Source organism: Shewanella sp. Choline-02u-19, from assembly GCF_002836205.1.
Lineage (GTDB): Bacteria > Pseudomonadota > Gammaproteobacteria > Enterobacterales > Shewanellaceae > Shewanella.
In genome coordinates this window covers 1,953,714-1,976,332 of sequence record NZ_PJBE01000013.1, presented here as the reverse complement: position 1 = coordinate 1,976,332, position 22,619 = coordinate 1,953,714, and the positions used below count along the sequence as shown (strand labels likewise).

Annotated in this window: 16 protein-coding genes; 10 read left to right on the top strand and 6 right to left on the bottom strand. The window is 45.1% G+C overall.

Translation table 11 applies throughout. The features are described from left to right. The first annotated feature begins 97 nt into the window (after positions 1-97). The 5 genes from CXF83_RS15395 (at position 98) to CXF83_RS15375 (ending at position 8,718) form a co-directional block, all read left to right on the top strand. Positions 98-2,098: a DNA topoisomerase III gene (locus CXF83_RS15395; protein WP_101091505.1), complete on the top strand. Its 2,001-nt coding sequence runs from the start codon at positions 98-100 to the stop codon at positions 2,096-2,098. 237 nt (positions 2,099-2,335) lie between these two features. Continuing rightward, on the top strand, positions 2,336-2,668 hold the full coding sequence (locus tag CXF83_RS15390; RefSeq protein ID WP_232775125.1) for a hypothetical protein: 333 nt from the start codon (positions 2,336-2,338) through the stop codon (positions 2,666-2,668). Between the two features lie 249 nt (positions 2,669-2,917). Next, positions 2,918-4,270: a TolC family protein gene (locus tag CXF83_RS15385; RefSeq protein WP_232775197.1), complete on the top strand. Its 1,353-nt coding sequence runs from the start codon at positions 2,918-2,920 to the stop codon at positions 4,268-4,270. Then, positions 4,270-5,565, top strand: a complete 1,296-nt coding sequence (locus CXF83_RS15380; RefSeq protein WP_101091508.1) for an efflux RND transporter periplasmic adaptor subunit — start codon at positions 4,270-4,272, stop codon at positions 5,563-5,565. Before CXF83_RS15385 ends, CXF83_RS15380 begins: the two co-directional genes overlap by 1 nt. Positions 5,566-5,577: 12 nt before the next feature. Further along, positions 5,578-8,718, top strand: a complete 3,141-nt coding sequence (locus CXF83_RS15375; protein WP_101091509.1) for an efflux RND transporter permease subunit — start codon at positions 5,578-5,580, stop codon at positions 8,716-8,718. Between the two features lie 102 nt (positions 8,719-8,820). On the opposite strand, the gene CXF83_RS15370 is transcribed toward CXF83_RS15375, so the two are convergent. Next, on the bottom strand, positions 8,821-9,018 hold the full coding sequence (locus tag CXF83_RS15370; protein ID WP_101091510.1) for a DUF4250 domain-containing protein: 198 nt from the start codon (positions 9,016-9,018) through the stop codon (positions 8,821-8,823). Positions 9,019-9,158: 140 nt separating this feature from the next. Next, positions 9,159-10,448 (bottom strand): alpha/beta fold hydrolase, encoded by a 1,290-nt coding sequence (locus CXF83_RS15365; RefSeq protein ID WP_101091511.1) that lies wholly within the window; start codon positions 10,446-10,448, stop codon positions 9,159-9,161. 365 nt (positions 10,449-10,813) lie between these two features. Here CXF83_RS15365 and CXF83_RS15360 point away from each other — a divergent pair, with 365 nt between their 5' ends. After that, a complete protein-coding gene (locus CXF83_RS15360; protein WP_101091512.1) occupies positions 10,814-11,458 on the top strand; it encodes an MBL fold metallo-hydrolase in 645 nt (214 codons plus the stop codon). Positions 11,459-11,547: 89 nt separating this feature from the next. Here the strand turns inward: CXF83_RS15360 and CXF83_RS15355 are convergent, their stop codons facing one another. The 3 genes from CXF83_RS15355 to pdsR all read right to left on the bottom strand — a co-directional run bounded on the left by CXF83_RS15355 (position 11,548) and on the right by pdsR (position 15,721). Further along, entirely contained in the window at positions 11,548-12,726 is a 1,179-nt protein-coding gene (locus tag CXF83_RS15355; protein ID WP_101091513.1) for a cystathionine beta-lyase, read from the bottom strand. A 91-nt stretch (positions 12,727-12,817) separates the two neighbouring features. Beyond that, the gene (pdsS, locus tag CXF83_RS15350; RefSeq protein WP_101091514.1) at positions 12,818-15,004 is read right to left on the bottom strand and encodes a proteobacterial dedicated sortase system histidine kinase; all 2,187 of its coding nucleotides are present in this window, start codon (positions 15,002-15,004) and stop codon (positions 12,818-12,820) included. 24 nt (positions 15,005-15,028) lie between these two features. After that, positions 15,029-15,721, bottom strand: a complete 693-nt coding sequence (gene pdsR / locus CXF83_RS15345) for a proteobacterial dedicated sortase system response regulator (protein WP_101091515.1) — start codon at positions 15,719-15,721, stop codon at positions 15,029-15,031. A 224-nt stretch (positions 15,722-15,945) separates the two neighbouring features. On the opposite strand from pdsR, the gene pdsO reads away from it, so the two are divergent. From pdsO to CXF83_RS15330, 3 genes are all read left to right on the top strand, one after another. After that, the gene (pdsO, locus tag CXF83_RS15340) at positions 15,946-16,695 is read left to right on the top strand and encodes a sortase-associated OmpA-like protein PdsO (protein ID WP_101091516.1); all 750 of its coding nucleotides are present in this window, start codon (positions 15,946-15,948) and stop codon (positions 16,693-16,695) included. A 74-nt stretch (positions 16,696-16,769) separates the two neighbouring features. Then, positions 16,770-19,049: a marine proteobacterial sortase target protein gene (locus CXF83_RS15335; protein ID WP_101091517.1), complete on the top strand. Its 2,280-nt coding sequence runs from the start codon at positions 16,770-16,772 to the stop codon at positions 19,047-19,049. Beyond that, positions 19,046-19,729, top strand: a complete 684-nt coding sequence (locus CXF83_RS15330) for a class GN sortase (protein ID WP_443019112.1) — start codon at positions 19,046-19,048, stop codon at positions 19,727-19,729. Before CXF83_RS15335 ends, CXF83_RS15330 begins: the two co-directional genes overlap by 4 nt. 17 nt (positions 19,730-19,746) lie before the next feature. Here the strand turns inward: CXF83_RS15330 and CXF83_RS15325 are convergent, their stop codons facing one another. Beyond that, positions 19,747-20,772 carry a GGDEF domain-containing protein gene (locus CXF83_RS15325; protein WP_101091518.1) on the bottom strand — a complete coding sequence of 342 codons (1,026 nt, stop codon included), beginning with the start codon at positions 20,770-20,772 and terminating at the stop codon, positions 19,747-19,749. A 191-nt stretch (positions 20,773-20,963) separates the two neighbouring features. On the opposite strand from CXF83_RS15325, the gene CXF83_RS15320 reads away from it, so the two are divergent. Further along, positions 20,964-22,562, top strand: coding sequence for a M28 family metallopeptidase (locus tag CXF83_RS15320; protein ID WP_101091519.1), 1,599 nt, complete (start codon positions 20,964-20,966; stop codon positions 22,560-22,562). Positions 22,563-22,619: the final 57 nt, after the last annotated feature.

The window sequence follows — 22,619 nt, the reverse complement described above, 5'->3', positions numbered from 1 at the left end:
TACAATCTTTGAGCAGTTAGCTGGCTTTTTATTGCACCTATGCTCCCCTCAGGTTACAGTTACTGTTAATTTATACAGTGATAGTAAATGTACACCGATGATCTTATATATTGCAGAAAAACCCAGTCTTGGTAGAGCCATCGCCGACGTGTTACCTAAACCGTTAAAAAAAGGCGAGGGCTTTATACGTGCTGCGAACGGTGACTGTGTTTCCTGGTGCGTTGGACATTTATTAGAGCAAGCAGAGCCAGATGCGTATTCGCCAGAATATAAGTCTTGGAAGTTTGAACATCTTCCGATAGTGCCAGATGTGTGGAAGATGAAGCCAAAATATAAGATGCGTGGTCAAATTGCCGTGCTGAGAGGGCTGGTTAAAGAGGCGACTCAACTGGTGAATGCCGGCGATCCTGATAGAGAAGGCCAGCTGTTGGTCGACGAGATCATTGCTCACTTAGGCGTTAAAGGCGCTAAGTTACAGCAAGCCAAACGGCTGCTCATCAGCGACTTAAATCCCCAAGCCGTGACTCGTGCCTTAGGGCAATTACGCTCAAATCGTGAGTTTATCCCATTGTCGACTTCAGCCTTAGCGCGCTCTCGCGCTGACTGGCTTTATGGGATGAACATGACTCGGGCTTACACCATCCAAGGTCGTAAAGTTGGTTATCAAGGCGTGCTCTCCGTTGGACGAGTACAAACCCCGTTATTGGGGTTAGTGGTCAGGCGTGATGAAGAGATTAACGATTTTGTATCAAAACCATTCTATGAGGTTGTGGCGCATCTAACCACAGACGCTCAACAAGCATTTACCGCCAAATGGCAACCCAGTGAGGCGTGTGAGCCTTATATGGACGAAGATGGGCGAGTGCTATCCAAAGGCCTCGCGCAGAACGTGGTCGGGCGTATAACCGGCAAAAATGGCACGGTTGAAAAAGTCACGGCGCAAAATAAAAAATTAAATGCACCGTTGCCTTACAATCTATCCTCATTACAAATTGATGCCGCTAAACGCTTCGGCATGAGCGCTAAAACGGTACTAGATACCTGTCAGTCGTTATATGAACGTCATAAACTGATCACCTATCCTCGTTCAGACAGCCGTTATTTGCCTGCAGAGCAACACGCGATGGCGCCTAGCGTCATCGCGACGGTTAATAAAGGTGCAGCAGAGCTGACGCAAGGCATTGATGCACCCAATGCTAAACTTAAGTCAAAAGCGTGGAATGATAAAAAGGTCGATGCCCACCATGCGATAATTCCCACAGAGAAAGTCGCCAACTTAGCTAGCCTCAGTCCAGCTGAAAAGCAGATTTATTTGCAAGTTGCGCGGCAATATTTAATGCAGTTTTATCCTGCGTATCTCTATAAAGAAACAGTGGTAGAGATTGTCATCGCCGGTGGATTATTTAAGACCAAAGCCAAACAAGAAAATGCGATAGGTTGGAAGCAGTTGCTGAAACAAGCTCAGTCTAATGCTAACAATGGCGCTAACTCTGTTGAGAAAGGTGATGACGAGGAGTTAGCCACCATACCGCCATTAACCCAGGGGCAATCGTTACTGTGCCAACGTGGAGAGTTATTGGAAAAGCAAACTCAACCCCCAAAGCACTTTACTGATGCGACGTTACTTGGTGCGATGACGGGGATAAACCGCTATGTTACCGACCCTGAAATTCGTAAGATCCTTAAAGACACCGATGGCCTGGGTACTGAAGCGACCCGTGCTGGCATAATTGAACTTCTATTTAAGCGCAGTTTTTTAGTGAGACAAGGTAAAACCATTATTGCGACGGATGTGGGCAAAGGTCTGATCAATAGTTTGCCGCTCAGTGCAACGACGCCAGATATGACGGCATTGTGGGAAAATACCTTAGATTCTATGAGCCGTAAGGAAACCCAGTATCAAGCCTTTATGCAGCCGCTTATCAGCAAATTAGATGAATTAATTACCCAAGCGGGCTCAGTGTTACCCACCGCCTTGCAAGGGGTTAAAAGCCCGACGCCGTTTAAGAAGAAGTCCTACGCGCGTAAGAGCACTAAAACAGCATCAACGCCAAAAAAAGCGGTTAATAAGCCACGCACGACTAAAAGCAAAGCTTAACCCTAGGATGGGTTTGCTGATGTTGACGGCTATCAATGCTTTAGACCGCGGTCATGTTTTTTAAATGTTTTGCCTTGAGCACTATTTACCTGAGATAAAAGCGGTTATCATCTGCCGTTAATAAGTAAGTCATTAGTTAATCTGTTTTAGCTTTTAGGAATATGGTTGTTTAACTCACATTTATCAATGCAGATGTTTCAGTCTAAATTGACACTAGTTTTATTACTGGTGGTATTTGTGTCGCAATTATTTCCCACTTGTGTAGCTGCAGACCTTCACAGCACTGAGCTTCACTATGCAGAGATGAGTATCAGTGAGCCTCATCACTTAGAAAACAGTTTGGCGCAAGAACTGCAACAAGACTGCTGTCACACAGGCGTTAACAACTGCAGCCATATGGTCGAAGTGAGTGATCAAGATGAACATGATAACGACTTCCATACTGCTTGCCATCCTCCTGCCCAGTTGAGCTTTTTCGCCCAATCAAATGGTGTCAAAGACAAGAGTCAGTTCCTTATTAGCTATCAAGACAGAAGCTACGCGCCACCCATTCCTCCTCCGTACTGTTAATTCCTGTTCCATTTCATTAAATCAATTTTGAGTCATTAGGTCATCGAGTGTGTCGTGCGCTGTGTGCCTTTGTGTAAAACCATTTCAAGTTAACCTTTGTTTACTGATGATGGATTACCAAGGCGTTTACTAACGTACATTACCTTGCCATACCTCCGCTCAAGTCAATAAGCCAATACGCTGTTGAGCGCTGCATGTTATTGCAGTGGCAATATCTATTGACTGAATTCACAGGAGTTTAATCTCGTGATGAGATATATAAATATCTTCTTAGTGGCATGCCAAAGGGCATTAGTCACTTTAGCTATCTGTTTCTTGGGCGTGTATAGCGCTCAAAGCATGGCAGCATCCAAACCACAACAACAGGATACTGATGCCACAACGGCTGACAATGGTATCCAGTTACCGTGGGCATTAGAGCAAGCCTTACTGCATAATATTTCGCTGCAAGCCTATCCATACTCGCTTCGAGCAAGTGAAGCACTCTCGCTGCAAGCAGGGATCACGCCTAACCCTGAGTTATCGGTTAATGTGGAAAACATTCTCGGCAGCGGTGATATGCAAGGGGTCGACAATGCGGAGATCACCTTAGCGTTGAGCCAACTTATTGAGTTAGGGGATAAGCGCCAACGTCGCATTGATTATGCTAGTGCGAATCAAAGGCAAGAATTATCCCAGTACGAAATGCTGCGGTTAGAGGTGCTGGCGCAAACGACCGAACGCTATTACCAGTTATTGCGACTACAAGCGTTACAGCAGTGGATTGAACGTCGAATCCAACTGGAGCATAAGTCACTGCAAGCGATTCAAACCCGCGCTAAAGCGGGCGCTGTTATTCAAGCCGACGTCAGTAAAATGCAGCTGCGGTTATCGCGCTCAAAGGTGATAAAGCAACGTATTGCAGGCGACTTTAATGTCGCTAAACAAAGACTAGCGGCAATGTGGTCGAGCGATGTTCAGTTCTCAATGGCTAATGACGAGCTTAATTCGCTGCATATACTGCCGACCGCTGCGAGTGTGCTCAATGCCATCGAAACTGCGCCGCAATATTTACAGTTGCTCAGTGTTGAACGCATGCTCATCGCCAAGCGTCGTATGGAAGAATCAAAAGCGAGTGCCGATATCACCGTTGGCGTAGGTCTTAAAAGCTACGACGGCTTTGATGACGGTGCGTTAATGGTTAACTTCTCAATGCCGCTGCAATTCTCAAACCCTAATGAAGGCAATATTCTGGCGGCTAAAGCTGAAGAAGACAAAGCCAACGAGCAACAACGCTTAGCCAGAGATCAGTTAAGACTGACCTTGTTAGAGCTGCATCAGTCTATGGTTAACAACGCCAAACAAGTGCAACAGCTCAAGGTGCAAGTGTTACCACTGGCCAAACAGTTACTTTCCCACACGCAAACCGCCTACCAAACAGGACAAGCCAATGTGCTGCAGCTTGCTGATGCTCAATCTGAGCTCTTTAGTATTGAACGAGAGTTGATTGAAGCTAAAACAGCCGTTTATCTGGAGCTGTTAGCGATAGAGCGGATCACAGGGCAATCAATGACGGTTGCAAACACCAATATTAAGCCTGTTGTGGCAATGGAAAATAAATAATGAATATCAATGTTAACGCATTACAAGCAAAACTCATTGCCGCCGCAATGTCTCTATCGATACTGGCTGCGGGTGCTTTTATTCCGTTCAATGCGGCTCAAGCTAGCGGTGAACACGGCCATGAAGAAGAGGAGGAGCACCATGATGATGAAGAAGGCCCACACGGTGGTCGTTTGCTCAAACATGATGACTTCGCCTTAGAAATCACCATGGCTGAATCTGGGATCCCACCAGAGATGCGGGTTTACGCTTTTTATAAAGGCAAGCCAGTGTCCCCTGAAAAGGTTGCTTTATCGGCATCGTTAACCCGTTTGGGAGGCGTTATCGACAGTGTGAGTTTTGTAGCTGAAGAGATGTACCTTGTCAGCGATAAAAGCGTCAGTGAACCACACTCTTTTGATGTTGAAATAGACGCGAGCTTCAAAGGTGAAACATATGATTTTCACTATGAGAATCATATGGGGCGAGTCACTATTAATGACCGTTTACTGGCATTGTCAGGTGTAAAAATAGGCTTCAGTGCGCCAGCAAAACTTACCTTTGTTGATAGACTTTTTGGTGTGATAGCCCCCATTTCAGATAAGCAGTTTAGTGTCTCTGCGCCCTATACAGGGGTGATTGAGCAACTTAATGTCACTATTGGCGATACCGTCGTTAAAGGCCAAGTGATTGCCACGGTTCGTAACTCAGCAACCTTACAAGGTTACGGTGTAAAAAGTCCTGCGAATGGCCAAGTGACCGCACAAATGTTAGCGGTTGGCGACAGTACTTTTAATCAAGCTCTGCTGCAAATTAGCGACCTTTCGAGCGTGTGGATTGATATGTCGGCGTTTCCAAAAAACTTAAGCAGAATCGCGTTAGGGCAGGCTGTTACGATTGGTGATGACGACCATAGTAATAGTGAAGAGGCTCACAGTGAAGGCCGTGCCAGCAGCACTATTAGTTATATTGCACCAGTAATGACCGGTGGTCATATTGCCAGAGTGCGTGCCGTTATTGCTAACCCTGAGGGCCATTGGCGTCCAGGCATGCATATTCAAGCCAACATCGAGACACGTACCAAGCAAGTGCCTTTAGCGGTGCGCGCTGATGCATTGCAAACTTTCATGGACAAACCGGCAGTGTTTGTTAAATACGGTAATACCTTCGAAGTGCGTTTGCTGACATTAGGCGAGACCGATGGCGAATTTGTTGAGGTGCTCGATGGGCTTGAGGCGAATGCCGAGTACGTCACCGAGAATAGCTATTTGTTGAAAGCTGACATCATGAAAAACGCTGCAAAGCACGTACACTAAGGACGAACTGATATGGATACAATTATCTCTTTCGCCCTCAAACGGCGATTACTGGTATTAGCAATGACACTGTTCATTGCCGCGCTGGGTGTTTATAACACCTTTAAGCTGCCGATTGATGCAGTGCCTGACATTACTAACGTACAAGTACAAATTAATACGGCCATCTCTGGTTACTCACCGCTCGAATCTGAGCAGCGGCTGACCTATGTGATTGAAAATGCCATGGCTGGGATCCCAAGCCTGTCTTACACCCGTTCAATCTCTCGCTATGGCTTATCGCAAGTCACGGTGATTTTTGAAGAGGGCACTGATATCTATTGGGCTCGTCAGCAGATCACCGAGCGCCTGCAAGGCGTGCGCAGTGAATTGCCTGTTGAGGCAGAGCCTGCACTTGGACCTGTGAGCAGTGGTTTAGGAGAAGTGTTTACTTACTCTATTCGGGCACTCGAGGGTGCGCTAAAAGAGGACGGCAGCGAATATAACGCAGAAGACTTACGCACCATTCAAGACTGGATCATTCGTCCACAGCTGGTCAAAGTTAAGGGCGTGACAGAGATTAACAGCCTCGGCGGTTATGAGCGTGAGTACCAAGTCGCGCCAGATCCAGCAAAGTTGCTGGCTTATAAAGTGACCGTCAATGATGTCATCAAGGCATTAGAGCTTAATAATCGAAATGCCGGCGCAGGTTATATCGAGCGCAGTGGTGAGCAGTGGCTCGTTCGTTCACCTGGTCAGCTTAAAGATTTGGGATCTATTCGCCAAGTCGTGGTCACCAAACGTGATGACGCTCCAGTGCGTATTGGTGATGTCGCTGAGGTCTTCTACGGTAAGCAACTGCGAACAGGCGCGGCCAGCCAAGACGGCGAAGAAACCGTGCTCGGTACCGCGTTTATGTTGCTCGGCGAGAACAGCCGCGTTGTTGCCAAAGAAGTTGGCGAAAAGCTTAAACTGGTCAATGCAAGTCTGCCACAGGGCATTGTTGCTGAAGCGGTTTACGATCGCACCACTTTAGTGGATAAAGCGATAACAACAGTACAGAAAAACCTATTTGAAGGCGCTGTGTTAGTTATTGTAGTGTTGTTTGCACTGCTAGGTAACTTCCGCGCAGCCTTGATAGCGGCATTGGTTATTCCTCTGAGTATGTTGTTTGCCATTACGGGGATGACAGCTAACCGAGTCTCAGGCAACTTGATGAGCCTTGGCGCGATAGATTTCGGTATCATTGTTGATGGGGCGGTGATCATTGTTGAAAATGCGCTGCGCCGACTAGGCATGGCACAGCATCAGCACGGTCGTTTATTAGTTCTGGAAGAGCGTATAAAAGTGGTCTTTGACGCCACTAAAGAGGTGTTTCGTCCGGCAGTATTCGGTGTATTGATCATTATGTTGGTGTACTTGCCGATTTTCGCCCTCAATGGCGTAGAAGGTAAGATGTTCCATCCAATGGCCTTTACTGTGGTTGCGGCGTTAATTGGTGCATTACTGTTTTCGGTGACTTTTGTTCCTGCTGCAATTGCCATATTCGTTAAAGGCAAAGTGAACGAGAAAGAAAACTGGTTGATGGCAAGTGCACGTAAAGCCTACGAGCCAGTGCTGTTTTTCTCACTTAAACGTCCTTTCATCATTCTTGCCGGCGCGGTTGTCCTTATCGTTGTCACAAGCGTACAGCTCAGTCGATTAGGTTCAGAGTTCTTACCTAAACTCGATGAAGGTGATATTGCCATGCATGCCATGCGCATCACTGGCACCGGGCTTGAGCAATCAATTGAGATGCAGAAAAAGCTCGAAATTATCATCGGTGAGTTAGATGAAGTGCAGCGAGTGTTCTCTAAAGTCGGTACTCCCGAGGTGGCGACCGATCCTATGCCACCAAGTGTTGCTGATACTATTTTGATCATCAAACCGCGTTCGGAGTGGGCAGATCCAAGTAAAACCAAGGCGCAGTTCATTGACGAGCTGCGCGAGCATGTTGAGCAGGTACCGGGTAATAACTATGAGTTTACCCAGCCGATTGAGATGCGCTTTAATGAGCTCATTGCTGGTGTGCGCGCGGATGTGGCATTAAGGATCTATGGAGATGATCTGGATACCTTAAAAGATGCCGGTGATCGCGCCGTTGGATTATTCCAAGGTATTGATGGTGCAACAGATGTCCGCGTTGAGCAGATGTCCGGTCTGCCAACATTATCTGTCGAGCCCAACCGCGACCATTTAGCGCTGCTAGGTTTGACCATTGTTGATGTACAGCAAGCGTTGCAAACAGCTGTCTCTGGTGTGCCCGTTGGTCTTATCTATGAAGGTGACAGGCGTTTTAAATTAGTCGTCAGAATGGCCGATAGCATCAGCCAAGATCTCGACAAGCTCGCCAATATCCCGATAGCGCTGCCAACGGAGTTAAATCCTGATTTAAGTTATGTTCCACTTGGAGAGGTGGCTGAACTTAAATTCAAAATTGGCCCCAACCAGATCAATCGTCAAAGTGGCAAGCGCCACGTGGTGGTGACCGCTAACGTTGATGGCCGCGACTTAGGTTCGTTTATTGAAGATACTAAGCAAGTGATGTCCGAGCAACTCGCACTCCCTAGTGGTTATTGGAGTGAATATGGTGGCACCTTTGAGCAGTTAGAATCGGCTTCAAACCGTTTAATGATCTTGGTACCGTTGACGTTACTGTTAATTTTCGGCTTATTATACAGTGCCTTTGGCTCTGTTCGTGATTCGCTGATCATCTTCAGTGGCGTGCCCTTAGCACTCACCGGCGGCGTGCTGGCATTGGTTCTGCGTGACATGCCATTATCAATATCGGCAGCGGTTGGCTTTATTGCGCTATCGGGGATTGCTGTTCTCAATGGTGTGGTGATGTTGAGCTTTATTAAGGAGCTTAAAGAGCAAGGTCTAGAGCTCATTGAGGCGATTAAGCAAGGGGCGAGTCAACGCCTTAGACCTGTGATGATGACGGCGCTGGTGGCAAGTCTTGGTTTTGTGCCGATGGCGCTTAATGTTGGTACTGGCGCTGAGGTGCAACGACCTTTAGCTACCGTCGTGATTGGCGGTATTATCTCATCGACGTTATTGACCTTAGTGATTTTGCCTGTGCTTTACGCATTGGTGTATCGCTATACCCGTAAGGACAGACCCGACTTGGCATAAATAGTCCGCTTAAATAGCTGCTTATAAAATATAGAGTCGCACTGGTAGCACAGTGATATTCAATTCCATATCAATAGACGATAGGGCCTTGCGCTTTATCGTCTATTTTAGGTTTCGATATTGATTGCTTAGCGCACTATAGTGAAAGCCTATGTCGGCAAGTTTAGACTCTAATAACCGTTTATCGATATCGAGTTCATAAAAGAGTGCGGCTTGATCCGCACAGGTTAAGCGCAACTTTTCGTTGACGATCCCTAGCAGTGTTTCAGCACTAAGCTGTTCAAGATGAGTAATGTCCATCAGCGATGACCGAGTAGAGGAAGGTCTGTTAAATATGGATTTCGAGGCAAAAAAAAGCAAGCCTTAAAAAGGCTTGCAAAAGGTGATACTGGGTGAGGAACAGATTACATTATGTCGTGGTAATCTTAAGTGTTTCTTAATTAACGCAAGTTTTCCCCACGATTAATTGTAATTAATCTATCTAAAATGTGCTCTCCATCCATCCGAATACCATTGTGTTCATATTCCGATGTTAACCAGTACTTTAAGTTACCCACTTTGGCGGCAGTTTCTAGGCTGTAACGCATCTCAACAAACATATCTTCACTATAGATCGCCGCTGCTACAGGCACGGTATTTTCTGCTAATACCGCCTGTTGATATAGTGCAGGCCAATCGTCCTTCATTGCGAGCGTTGTCGCGGCTTCTTTTAATGGTCTTAGATTGCTGAACTGATCAAACATCCACGGGTAGATCATCTCTCCAGTAAAGAGGAAAGGCTTATCAGACGTGTAGTTGAACTGTGGATATTGCGCTCTAACGCGATGAGCAGACCAATTTGAAGCATTATTCTGACAATAAATAGACTCATGCAACAGCGCAAAAATGGGGTTGCTATTATAGTCTAACATTTGGCAGAAATGGGCCAGAAATAGTGGGTTAACTATAGTGCCGCTAGCCGTGGTAATGAGTGCTTGTTCTAATAAGTAGTAGACGCTCTCAGGGCCTTGCTCCATGCCGATGTTGATCCCCAGCAGTTGTAACATTTCAACAGTGAGTTGCTCACCTGTCGCCAGCTTTACATCATGTTCGCTGATATGTTGCGCTACGGCTTTAATTAAACCTTGTGCGTCACTAAAACGGCTGAAAAAATCATTATTCTTAGCAATAACACGTTGATAAGTGGCTTGGTAGACTTCATCTGCGGTGCGAGTCAAAGAGGGTATACCACCCGTAATATAGGCTTCTTTAAGGCCTTGTGGTGCATCATTGAGGTACTTTAAGACACAAAAACCACCAAAGCTCTGCCCGAGAATAGACCATTTCTCATCGCCAACAAGCTGTTGACGAATAGCTTCGGCGTCGCGAATGATGTTGTCTGCACGAAAATGGCTTAGGTACTGGCTTTGCTGCGTTGTGGATAAATGTATAAGGCTAGCTGAGCTCACAGGGCTCGACAGTCCGGTGCCGCGTTGGTCGAGCAAAAGCACTCGAAACTCTTGCAGAGCTCGCTTTATCCAGCCGCCATTAGCAGCAGGTCTTACCGCGCCAAATCCGGGGCCACCTTGAAAAAAGACGATGAAAGGCAGCGCTTTATGTTGATTTTCAGGACTGACAAGCTCGCGCGCAAAAACGTTTATTGTCTCACCGTTAGGTTGCTGGTAATCAAGAGGGAGTGTGAAGGTGTGTTTACGAGCAACCATGCCTGCAAAGGTGAGATGTGTTGTCATTGAATAAGCCTTAGTTTTTTGAGTATTTTTAGGGGCAACAGAGCTGAAGATTATATACCCATCTTACCTGAAGGTGCAGGACTCAGTGGAAACCTTGGTAAAAGCAGTAACACAGACTAATGCGCCTAGAATTGAACGAGCACAAGGCCTCTGAAACGAACATCTTCTAGTCGGATGGGTATAGACCGAAATAGTCACTAGGTGAATGGTTTCAACTTATGGCTAATCAGCTTGGATCTTGTAAACGATAAATATGACATTTTGTGAGCGTTAGTTCATGTTCTATCATTTATTAATAGAGGAAATGGCCAAGGTGGCGTAATCTTTAGCCATTCCACGGCTAAATAACCTTTAGGTGAGTAACGATGAAGTATCAGTTAATACCCGTCACGCCATTTCAACAAAATTGCAGCTTAATTTGGTGTGAGCAAACCTTGAAAGGAGCTGTGGTCGATCCCGGTGGTAATCTAGAGCGTATTTTAGAAGAAGCAGCCAAAAATAATGTAGTGGTTGAGCAGGTGTTGTTGACTCACGGACATATCGATCATGTGGGCGCTGCGCAAGCTCTTGCGGAACAGTTAGATATACCGATTGTTGGCCCACACGTGGCGGATAGTTTTTGGTTAGAAACGTTACCAACACAAAGTAAGCACTTTGGTTTTGTACATTGCGATCCATTTACTCCCACTCGTTATTTAGAAGAGGGCGATGAAGTCAATGTCGGTAATCAAGTTTTATCGGTACTCCATTGTCCTGGACACACTCCTGGTCATGTGATCTTTTTTGCCAAAGAGGCAGACATTGCATGGGTTGGCGATGTGTTATTCAGAGGCTCAATAGGCCGTACTGATTTCCCTCAATCTAATCATCAAGATTTAATTAACTCTATTACTAAAAAACTCTGGCCTTTGGGTAAAGAAGTACAATTTATTCCCGGTCACGGTCCGCTGTCTACCTTTGGGGAAGAGCGGGTACAAAACCCATTTGTTGCTGATCAGCTCTTTAGTTAATGACATTTACGATTTAGTAAGCTGATGAAAAGTAAAAATCCGAGTCCTATCTCTAGGTCTCGGATTTTTTATGTCGGTTAGTACTAATACTATCGGTTTAGTTCGGCATTGAAGCGGTCAAATGCGGCGTCGAGATCGGCAATCAGATCATCGACGTTCTCCAGACCAATATGCAGCCTAATAAGCGGCTTGCTACTGTCCCATTGAGTGGCGGTACGTATTTTATCGATACCAAACACACCCAAAATAAGGCTTTCAAAGCCGCCCCATGAAAAGCCCATCTTAAAGTGCTGCATGTTTTCAACAAAAGCAGTGACGGATTGCAGGTTTCCCTGTTTTAATACAAATGAAAACAAACCATTAGAAGCTGTAAAATCACGTTTGAAAAACTCGTGACCAGGACAAGTGTCAAAAGCTGGATGACGCAGATGGTCAACTTCTGGTCGGCTATTAAGCCAGTTAGCGACTTTTAATGCGTTCTGCTCATGTTGAGCTAGACGAATACCTAGGGTACGCAGACCACGACTGGCAAGATAGACATCATCAGGTGAGGTGCATTGGCCTAAAAGGTAGCTGTTTTCGCGTAACTGTTCCCAATGTTTTTCATTGGCGGTGGATGTGCCCATCATTACATCGGAGTGGCCAACAATATATTTAGTCGCCGCTTGAATCGAAATATCGACGCCCATCTCAAATGGACGTGAGTTGATGGGGGATGCCCACGTATTATCCAGCATCACCACAATATCATGTTCATGTGCAATACGGCTTAGGGTTGGCACATCTTGAATCTCCATGGTGATAGAACCAGGAGACTCTAAAAACAACACTTTAGTGTTTGGTTGAATAAGATCGCGGATGCCTTCACCTACCATAGGATCATAGTAAGTGGTTTCAATGCCATAGCCTGCTAATAACTTATTACATAAGTCGCGGGTAGGTTCATAAGCACTGTCGACCATCAGCAGATGATCGCCCGCTTTTAAAAATGACAGCAAGCTATTGCTTATAGCTGCGCTACCAGAAGGGTAAAGTGCGGTGCCTACGCCACCTTCAAGTTCGGCAATTGCTGCTTGAAATGCAAAATGAGTCGGTCCGCCACGGCGACCGTAAAACATCTCGCCATTGGCCTTATTTTTAGCAGCAAAACGCAGTTCATCCATCGTATCAAACACCATGGTTGATGCGCGAAAAACGGGTGGGTTTATTACACCTTGGGTCCACTTTTTGTCACGGCCAAGACTAATTATCTGCGTTTCTTTTTTCATAGGGTTCTACTTCCACAATAGGGCTTTTTAGTTTTAGCCATCTTAACATCTAAACGGCTAAAGTGAAGTGTCAATATGTTCATACATTTCGCTATGCTGGTTTTTCTTTACTGATAGGCAGTTGGATTAAAATCTCAACCCCAAAAACAGCGCCTTGTTCATTGACTCTATTTTGTGCGCTGATTTTTCCTTTATGGAATAGGCTGATTAATCGAGCAATATAAAGTCCAAGTCCTAAGTGTGGCTTATCTTGGGCTTTCTGAGCCCTGACAGAGACCATAGATTCAAAGATCTGCTGTGACATATTGTCAGGCAAGGGCGTGCCATAGTTGGCTACCGATAAATGGGCAACTTTATTGTGCGCTTTAAGGCTCACTTCGATAGCACTGTCTGGGGTGCTAAATTCCAGCGCATTCGCAATAAGCTTATCCATTAGCTGCGCAATGTATTCTGGTACGCCTTCGACATACATAGCTTGTGAGTCGACATCAATCTTGAAAAGCTGATTAGGGTAGGTCATTTGATACCCTTGCATACAGCCACTAATCACTTTCTCTAGTGGGAACAGTGACTTTTCAGCATGGGTTAAACTCTCTTCGAGTCGTGTGGCTTCGCTCATATTATTGAGGATCATATTAAGGCGGTTAACACCTTCCTGTGCCCGGTCAACATATTTACGGCTATCAGGGTTAAGCGTTTGCAGACTCAGATGCTCCAGTGACGATCGAACCACAGCAACAGGCGTACGTAGCTCATGAGATAAGCGCGAAGACATGTTTTCTAGATAGTGGGTATATTCGCCTAATCGACTTACAATACTGGCAAAACTACGAGACAGATCGCCAATTTCATCACGGACCTTCGAGCCTTTAATTGCCTTTTTAATACGTCCTTGATTATCAATTGCTCGCTCGGCTTCATCACGCAGTTTACGTATTCTGCTAGAGATGTTGGACGCAAAAAAGAACAGTGCCAATGTCCCCATACTCATAATCGTTAAAATCACATTAAACAGCTTCTCTAAGGCTTTATTGCGAAGGGTGCGGATCCCATGAGTGGTTTCTTCTGCAATGACCACACCCATGACTTTATCATCGATCCAAATAGGGCTGGCAGCGGCTAAAACCACTGCTTTGTTATCGGGTGTGAGTCGCCATGTGGAGCCCTGTTTGCCCTTTAATGCTTTATTGATGTGACTGCCTTGCAGTACGGTTGAGTCTTGTAATGAATCGATAAAGTCTTTAGCAGGGATAGTTAAAATTTTATAATAAAGCGGGTATAGGTATTGCTGCTTAAACCTGTCCCAGGTGCTCTTACCCTCTTTTTCGACTGTGGAGCGCGCCCAAACACTATTGTCGGAGCGGATATCACCAGACTTGGCCAGTACTCGCCCATGCCTATCGACGACCCAGATCCTTGAGCTATTGTGGGCCATGCCCTTAATGATGCTTTCGATTTCTGGCGAAGGCACTAATACCGTGCCGAGCTTATTCACATCATCAATCGCTGAGGTGCCGACAATCGCTTCTAATTGTCGAGTATTACTGTCGTTTACATCATAGATGGCAAATCCGAGTTTACTGCCGACCATCTCGAGTGGGATCCGCAGTTCGACGTTGTAGCCTTTAGCTGATTTAAGCCATTTACCCTGAATTTTGACTTCGGGTGTCACAGGCGTTGTCAGTGCTGGATCTTCTGGTAGCTCAAATGCGCTGATCCAACCATCTTTAGTGGTGGCAACAACATAGCGGCGAAACTGTCCATCGGGGGCTAAAGTTGCAATGGCGATATGATCATTGCGGTCAATGCTTAAGCTGTTTTTACCGCGATAGATAACCTGCGGATCGGTGACTTCAAAAAAGCCATAAAGGTAACCAGCATATTTGCCCACCATATGAGTAAATTCGATGCCTAATGGCTTGGCTGGATCGTGCTTATATACTTGATAATCTTCACCATAGTGCAGTGAGCTGTGACGGTACGGCTGCCAGTCACCTAACTTGCCATCAAGTTGAATAGGGCCTGCTAATGGATAAGCGTATAGATCGCGACCTTTCTCTACCTGAGTTAGGAAGCTTGCTTGACTATCAAATAGTTTTGGCCGCTCGTGTAATGCAGTGGCAAGTGCTTGAGTGGTGCCTTCGAGGGTTTTTTCTTGGCCAAGGCGTAAATACTTTTCCATCTCCCACACATATTCGTAACCGAGCCATGGCAGACACAGCAAGAATAGAGATAAGACACCGACTTTGGCACGTAGGCCTATAGGAAGATTAAACATATATTTCTCGATATAGAATAACTATTAGCTTTGTGCGTCCCATCGATAACCCATTCCATAAACCGTATCAATGCAGTTGAACTGCGTGTCTTGGGCGAGAAACTTTTTACGGATCCGTTTTACGTGAGAAGTAATGGTTGAATCATCGACAAATATCTTAGCCTCTTGCATTAGCTCTTGGCGCTGCCTGACATGGCCTGGTCGCCTCGCAAGTGCATGCACCATCCAAAACTCGGTGACCGTCAACTCAATCTGAATGCCTGACCAATACACTTGCATGCGGTTGATATCAATCGACAGCAAACCATGTTCGACCAATGGATTATTGTCATTGCTGGTATCTTTAAGCTCTGAGCGTCTAAACAGCGCTGCAAGTCGAGCAATTAAGTGCGGAAAGCTAACATCTTTACTGAGGTAATCATCAGCGCCTAGTCGTAGACCACATACGGTATCAAAGTCACTGTCTCTTGCGGTCAAAAAGATAATCGGTACTGTACTCGACATTGCTCTAAGTGACTGGCAAAGAGTGAATCCACCGTCGATCTCATACTCCAAGCCGATATCAATAATGGCTAAATCAGGTAGTCGAGTATTGAAAGCGCGCATTGCCTCAGGTCGATTAGCATAAGCCTGAACGCTATAACCTTGCTGCTGCAAAACATCTTTGTAGTTTTCTCTAAGGGCGGCTTCATCTTCTACTATCGCGATTCGTTTCATGGCTTGTTACTTATAGCGTTATCTCTGTAATTGATTGTGACTATACAGGATTTTATCTGCGTTTAAAGGCGGTAGAGTCGATTGCCTTTTTGTTGCCACATTTGATATTTAAATTGCCATGTTTGCTCCCTTTTGAAGACATTTGGCTGCGGTTTAATAGCGTTATTGAAATGACGCCGTATCTCGGCAACTGAATATGAGTTAACACTTAAAAGGGACATATTATGAAAAAGCATATTATCGCATCACTGGTTATTGCCGCTATCACACTTTCATCTCACGCTAGCGCCGCTGAAACGGCAGAAAGCACAGAACGTAGTCATAACGAAGAGCTCATTGGGTTAAGTTCTGGCATTGTTGTTGGCGCTGTCGTCGGTGGCCCTGTCGGCGCCATTATTGGAGCTTTTGCAGGGAGCTTATTGGGCAAGTCTGTAGGCGATGATGATGAGATAAAAAACCAGCAAGTGATGCTAGATAGTAAGCAAGGTGAGCTCGCCACTCTTAATGAACAAAATGAATCATTAATCGCATTATCAACTCAATATGAAGCTGCCCAGCAACAGCTAACAACACTTAAAATGGCACAGGAGCAAAAGCTAACTGAATTAGCATTGGGTCTTAATGTGCAATTCAAAACGGGCTCATCATCTATCGAACCTCACTTTGCTCAGCAACTTGATGATGTGGCTTACGCGATGTCGCTGTCACCTGAGTTGACGTTAGATGTCACCGGTTATGCAGATAGACGTGGTGATAGCGATTATAACCAAGCGTTATCGGAGCAGCGTGTTGCTGAAGTGACAAGCTATTTAGTGAAACAAGGTGTCGCTAATGACCGTTTGCATTATCAAGCTTATGGCGCGACATCGCCGTTAACGGCGGAACAGAACTTTGAAAATGACTTTTTTGACCGCCGCGTCACCCTAAAACTGCAATCACATGATAGCGAACTAGCAGCCAATCCTGCTCGCTAACCCATCTAGAGTCACGCTGATATAGCAGTCTGAAGTCTCTGTTCAGATTGCTTAGCGTTTATAAGGAGATAAAGATGGCTAGGCAAATGATATTGGTTAACAAACGCCAAGGAGTACGGTATTGGCAACGTGCTTTGTTACTGTTAGTTTCGACGATTTATACGGCAGCAGTGAGCGCGACAGGATCGACTGAACCCGCTGGATTTGAATCAGCCGATAGTGCTTATCGATTAAATGATGAGATCCAGCAAGGTAGCTTGATTATTTTTGATGCCATGGGGAACAAAAACGTGTCATTGCCAATGAAAACACAAGTCCATATGCAGGTCTCTGGCTGGACCAACCGAGTGTCTGTGCGGCATGAATTTCATAATGACCAACCGTTTTGGGTCAATGGTGAATATGTTTTCCCTCTGCCTAGTGAAGCAGCCGTCGATGGTCTCAGAATGCTGATCGGCGATAGAGTCATCGAGGGCGAGATAAAAGAAAAACGTAAGGCTAAAGCTTTATTTAATGAAGCAAAAAAGGCCGGTAAAAAAGCCAGTTTACTGGAGCAAAAAAAAGCTAATATTTTCAGCGCTCAAGTCGCCAACTTAGCCCCTGGAGAGACCTTGGTGGTGGAACTCAATTATCAACAGCTGGTCAATTATGACCAAGGTATGTTTAGTTTGCGTTTTCCTATGGTTGTGGCACCTAGATATTATCCCAAAGCGGGATCCGCTGCCGCATCTGTAAACTCAAACTCAACTTTCATTGCTACATCAGTTGCAAATTATGCCACTGCAGCAGTGGATGTTTGGAATAGTGTCAGTCAAAAAAAAAGCCAAAACTGGATAAATAGCGTTGATATCGAAGTAGAGCTAGATGCGGGGTTGGCAATCAGTGAGATTGATAGCCCGTATCATCAAGTGAACATTAGGCGTAACGATGATGGTCAAGCCAATATTCATTTAATCGCCGCAAAGGCCAACAGTGACTTTGTATTAAATTGGCGGCCGAGTGTCGGCAGTACACCAACGGCTGCAATATTCAGCCAACAGGGTAAAACCTATTTAGGTCATCAGCTAAATCAAAACACTAATCAAGCTTCAAAGTCACAATTAGACCCACAACCAAGCTCACCGTTAAGCCTGAACTCACACTCTAGTGATGACGCTAAGAGCGGAAAAATACCGATAACACCACAAGCGCAATATGCACTGGTGATGCTGCTTCCGCCACAACAAGGGAGTATCTCTACAGTGGTCGCCCCAAGAGAACTCATTTTGGTAATAGATACATCTGGCTCAATGTCTGGAGAGGCTATTGAGCAAGCTAAATCTGCAATTATTTATGCATTATCTGGGCTCTCATCTCAAGACAGCTTTAATATTTTGCAGTTTAACTCTCGCGTGTATGCACTGGCAGAGCAGTCCCTTACGGCGAATGCTAAGAACATAGGAAGGGCTCAAGCCTATGTGCAAAGCTTAGAAGCTGATGGTGGCACAGAGATGTCACTTGCTTTAGATAAAGCGCTCAATCAGCAAGCTAGCTCAACTGGGTCTTTACGTCAGGTGTTGTTTATTACTGATGGTGCCGTGGGTAATGAACCGCAGCTATTCAACCAAATTCGTAATCAATTACACGGTAGTAGGTTATTTACGATTGGCATCGGCGCCGCCCCTAATGGCCATTTTATGCAAAGAGCAGCAGAGTTGGGGCGTGGCACTTATACCTATATAGGCAAGCAATCGGAAGTGAAGAGTAAAATGGTCGCGATGCTCGATAAACTTGAAAAACCCACGGTCACCGATGTGGAGCTGCGCTTTGCTGATGGCAGTATTCCTGACTATTGGCCAGCCACTATTCCTGATTTGTATGCTCATGAGCCTATTATGGTTGCAATGAAGCTCCCCAGCTATAGCGAGAAAGAGTTCGTCGTTAGCGGTCAGTTAGCGGGCCAGTTTTGGCAGCAACAACTTTCAATAGAAAAGAACTCTGGCGCTAAGGGTTTAGACTTAATTTGGGCCAGAAAACAGATTGCTGCATTGGAGCTATCAAAAGAAGCGGCTAATAATGATCGAATTGAAAAGCAGATCACGGCCATCTCGCTTAATTATCATGTGATGAGTGCTTATACCAGTTTAGTCGCCATTGATAAAACACCGGCTCGACCTGATGGTGTCATGGTTGTTGACGGACAGGTTTTACCTCATATGCCAAAGGGATGGCAGCGTTTACCGCAAACCGCGACCAGTAGCTATGCTTGGTTAATATTGGGCAGCATGCTATTGGGTTTGTCGATACTTTACTCAGTGTCCTTTTGCGGTAATGGCAGTGGTACTCGCCGTCAAGTCACTAAGGTTATTACATGAGTATGGCTTATCGGCATGCAGCAGTGCGCTTCAGCTTTACATATCGGCGGCTGCATATTGGTTTTACCTGTTTACTGTTCATTTTAGGGCTAACGTTTGTTAGTCAAGGAGCGTATATGCAAGCCAAAGCCTACTTTGCACAATTCTTAATACAGCAAGCGTGGCAGAAAACACTTGATGATCAGCAGCAACATAAACCTTGGTCGTGGGCTGACACATATCCGGTCGCCAAACTTGAGTTTATTGCTTCAAACAGTGAGGTGACGGCAACACCTATCCAAAGGGAGAATGCATCAGTCACGAAAAACCGCAGTCTATACGTGTTATCGGGTGCATCGGGTCGTAACCTAGCCTTTGGTCCCGCTCAAGTATTATCTTCTGCAAAGATTAATAGCCGTGGTAATACTGTCATAGCCGGCCATAGAGATACCCATTTTTCGCTATTAAGTGGTACTCAAATTGGGCAACTCATCACCTTACAAAATGCTGAGGGCATAGAAGTGTTATATCAAGTAATGCAGACTCAAGTTGTACATGAAAGTGAGGTCTCAGTGATGGAAAATGTCGGAGAGACGAAGCTAACATTAGTGACTTGTTATCCGTTTGATAGTGCTGTGGCGGGTGGGCCACTGCGTTATGTGGTTACCGCAGTGCCGTTTGATAAAGTAGAAGCGATTTAGTCGGAATGGGGAAAAGCTTAATGAGTCATCGGCATCACTCTATTGCGACCAAGGCGCTTTGCTTCATAGAGCTGTTTGTCGGCACGTTCAATCAATGTTGAATCGGTATCTTTTTCTTGGTATTGAGCGACACCAAATGATGCTCTGACATTATCGACACGTTGATCTTTACGTTTATCCTTTAAAATTAATTTTTCAAGGCTACGGCGCATTGATTCTGCAAGTTGTCTCGCCCGACCTAATTGGCTCATTGGCACCAATAAAGCAAACTCTTCACCCCCAAAACGATAGAGTTTAATACCGTCATGACAACTTTCATTGAGCCTTCTTGCAACCGCTTTTAACACCTGATCGCCCAGCTGGTGGCCATAAGTATCATTAAAATCCTTAAAGTGGTCTATATCGGCAATGACTAGGCATAATCCCTCGGGAGTTTGCTCAATGAGTCCTTTGATATCTTTATTAAATGCTCTTCTATTTAGCGCGCTAGTTAACGCATCAAAGTGCATGTCATGCTCAGATTTTTTCAGCTGAATTTTAAGCTGATTAATCTCTGACTGTGCATGGGCTAACTGATCAGTAAAGTGCTGGGTACTGTTTTTAATATCGTGTGCGTCGCTGGCGAGACTTTTAACCAGTGTCAGTACTTCTTCAATAGAGAAACCTTCGTTTTCAATTTTGTTTAGCTTATCAAAGTTGGTGTTAATCTTAGTTTGATATTGGTTTGCATCGAGATTGGTATCTTTCAATGATTGCGATAGATCCGTCACCATCGCATCGAGATTTTGACGCATTTCAATAACGTCTAACTCTATTGGATCTGAAAGGTATGCTTGATATAAGCGCTCGCCCTGACTCGGGGGGCAAGTACGGTATTGACTGATCACTTCATCTAACTGCCGATTGAGCTCTGGACTACTTTGACCGACATACGCATACCACAAAGCATAATTGGTCGGCGTGGTGGGAATTTGGTGTTTTAGCATCAAGGGAATGGCTTTTTTTAACTTAGCCGCGGCTTCCCTTAGCAATTGATTTGACATTTTCTTGCCTTAACTTTATTAATTGACTCACTTTGTCATTATTATGCGAATGAGAGATAGCATCATTGTGCATTTTATAAAGCCATTCTATTATGATTTACCTTTGTGGATACATCTCTTTAATGAAAATAAGCCACAAAGAAGCAAATAATTAAAATAAAAACAAGATTATAAACATTAAGGGATAATCAGTGAAAAAACTCATACTAGCAAGCGTGTTGTCTGCGTTAGCCATACCATCATTTGCCCATTCAGATAAAAGCCCTGTTGGGCTAGATCTTGATAAATATCGAACCCATGTTAAAACACTTGCTAGCGATGAGTACGGCGGACGCGCGCCTTTGTCAGCAGGAGAGACATTGACGCTAAATTATATTGAAGCCGAATTTAAGAAAATTGGCTTAAAACCTGGTTTTGGCGACCGTTATTTGCAGCCTGTGCCACTGGCAAAAGTTACAGCAGATCAGAATATGACCTTGAATATTGGTTCGTTAAACCTGACCAATGGCACCGAGTTTACCGCGCGCACACAGCAAATAAGCGAGCGCATTAAACTTGAAAATAGCGAAGTGGTTTTTGTCGGCTATGGCATAAACGCACCAGAGTATGACTGGAATGATTATCAAGGCATTGATGTAAAAGATAAAACGGTCATTGTATTGGTTAATGATCCAGGCTTTGCTACCCAGAATGCGGCACTATTTAAAGGTAATGCCATGACCTATTATGGCCGCTGGACCTATAAATATGAGGAAGCGGCGAGGCAGGGGGCAAAGGCCGTTTTTATTGTGCATGAAACTGCGCCAGCGGCATATGGTTGGGGCGTGGTGCAAAACTCAAATACAGGCAGTAAATTCACCTTAATTGATGATGATAACAACCTAAGTCAAGTGGGTGTAATGGGTTGGATCCAGCATCAAAACGCAAAACAGATTTTTGCTGAGGCAGGTTTAGATTATGAGCAGCAAAAGCAAAAAGCCGCTAAGCCCAATTTTAAGGCTGTCTCTTTAAAAACCACGGCTAACCTAGCGCTAAATAACACTATTGAACGTGCTCAGTCATACAACATTATGGCGTTACTCCCAGGGAGTGACCGTGCTGATGAAATGGTGGTGATGCATGCTCACTGGGATCACCTCGGTACCAGAACCGATAAAAAAGGGGTCAAGCATATCTATAATGGTGCGGTTGATAATGCCAGTGGTGTCGCTGGTGTACTCGAGCTTGCCAGAATATTTAGTTTACGTGCTAAAGAGCAACCCTTTAAGCGCTCAATACTGTTTACTTCATTCACCGCTGAAGAAACGGGCTTAATAGGTGCACAGCATTTCGCAAAACAACCGCCGATACCGACCAAAAAGATTGTCTCTTTCTTAAATATAGATGGCATGAACGTGAATAATAGCGTCGATTACATATTGCGTTATGGTGAAGGCGTATCAGAAATGGAGCATTACCTGAATGATGCTGCTAAGCATCAAGATCGTTTTGTAAAGGGTGATCCTCTGCCGCAAAATGGACTTATGTTCCGCTCTGATCATTTCGCATTAGCGCAAGAAGGCGTGCCGGGTTTGCTATTTATGAGTCTTGGTGACACAGATCCTGATTACATTGCCCATAAATACCATAAGGAAGCGGATGACTATGATCCGAATTGGACCTTAGGTGGCGTACGCCAAGATATCAGCCTAATTTCCGACATTCTTGCGATGCTTGCCAATAATGATGATTGGCCTAAATGGCTAGAAGAGTCTGACTTTAAAAATAGGCGTACCCAAGATGGGAAATAGCTTAGATAGTTAGCAACCAATAAAAAAGACACCGCAAGGTGTCTTTTTTATTGCTAT

Coding starts and splice junctions, on each gene's coding strand:
- CXF83_RS15395 (WP_101091505.1), top strand. CDS start 98: ATGATCTTATATATTGCAGAAAAACCCAGTCTTGGTAGAGCCATCGCC.
- CXF83_RS15385 (WP_232775197.1), top strand. CDS start 2,918: ATGAGATATATAAATATCTTCTTAGTGGCATGCCAAAGGGCATTAGTC.
- CXF83_RS15380 (WP_101091508.1), top strand. CDS start 4,270: ATGAATATCAATGTTAACGCATTACAAGCAAAACTCATTGCCGCCGCA.
- CXF83_RS15375 (WP_101091509.1), top strand. CDS start 5,578: ATGGATACAATTATCTCTTTCGCCCTCAAACGGCGATTACTGGTATTA.
- CXF83_RS15370 (WP_101091510.1), bottom strand. CDS start 9,018: ATGGACATTACTCATCTTGAACAGCTTAGTGCTGAAACACTGCTAGGG.
- CXF83_RS15365 (WP_101091511.1), bottom strand. CDS start 10,448: ATGACAACACATCTCACCTTTGCAGGCATGGTTGCTCGTAAACACACC.
- CXF83_RS15360 (WP_101091512.1), top strand. CDS start 10,814: ATGAAGTATCAGTTAATACCCGTCACGCCATTTCAACAAAATTGCAGC.
- CXF83_RS15355 (WP_101091513.1), bottom strand. CDS start 12,726: ATGAAAAAAGAAACGCAGATAATTAGTCTTGGCCGTGACAAAAAGTGG.
- pdsS (WP_101091514.1), bottom strand. CDS start 15,004: ATGTTTAATCTTCCTATAGGCCTACGTGCCAAAGTCGGTGTCTTATCT.
- pdsR (WP_101091515.1), bottom strand. CDS start 15,721: ATGAAACGAATCGCGATAGTAGAAGATGAAGCCGCCCTTAGAGAAAAC.
- pdsO (WP_101091516.1), top strand. CDS start 15,946: ATGAAAAAGCATATTATCGCATCACTGGTTATTGCCGCTATCACACTT.
- CXF83_RS15335 (WP_101091517.1), top strand. CDS start 16,770: ATGGCTAGGCAAATGATATTGGTTAACAAACGCCAAGGAGTACGGTAT.
- CXF83_RS15330 (WP_443019112.1), top strand. CDS start 19,046: ATGAGTATGGCTTATCGGCATGCAGCAGTGCGCTTCAGCTTTACATAT.
- CXF83_RS15325 (WP_101091518.1), bottom strand. CDS start 20,772: ATGTCAAATCAATTGCTAAGGGAAGCCGCGGCTAAGTTAAAAAAAGCC.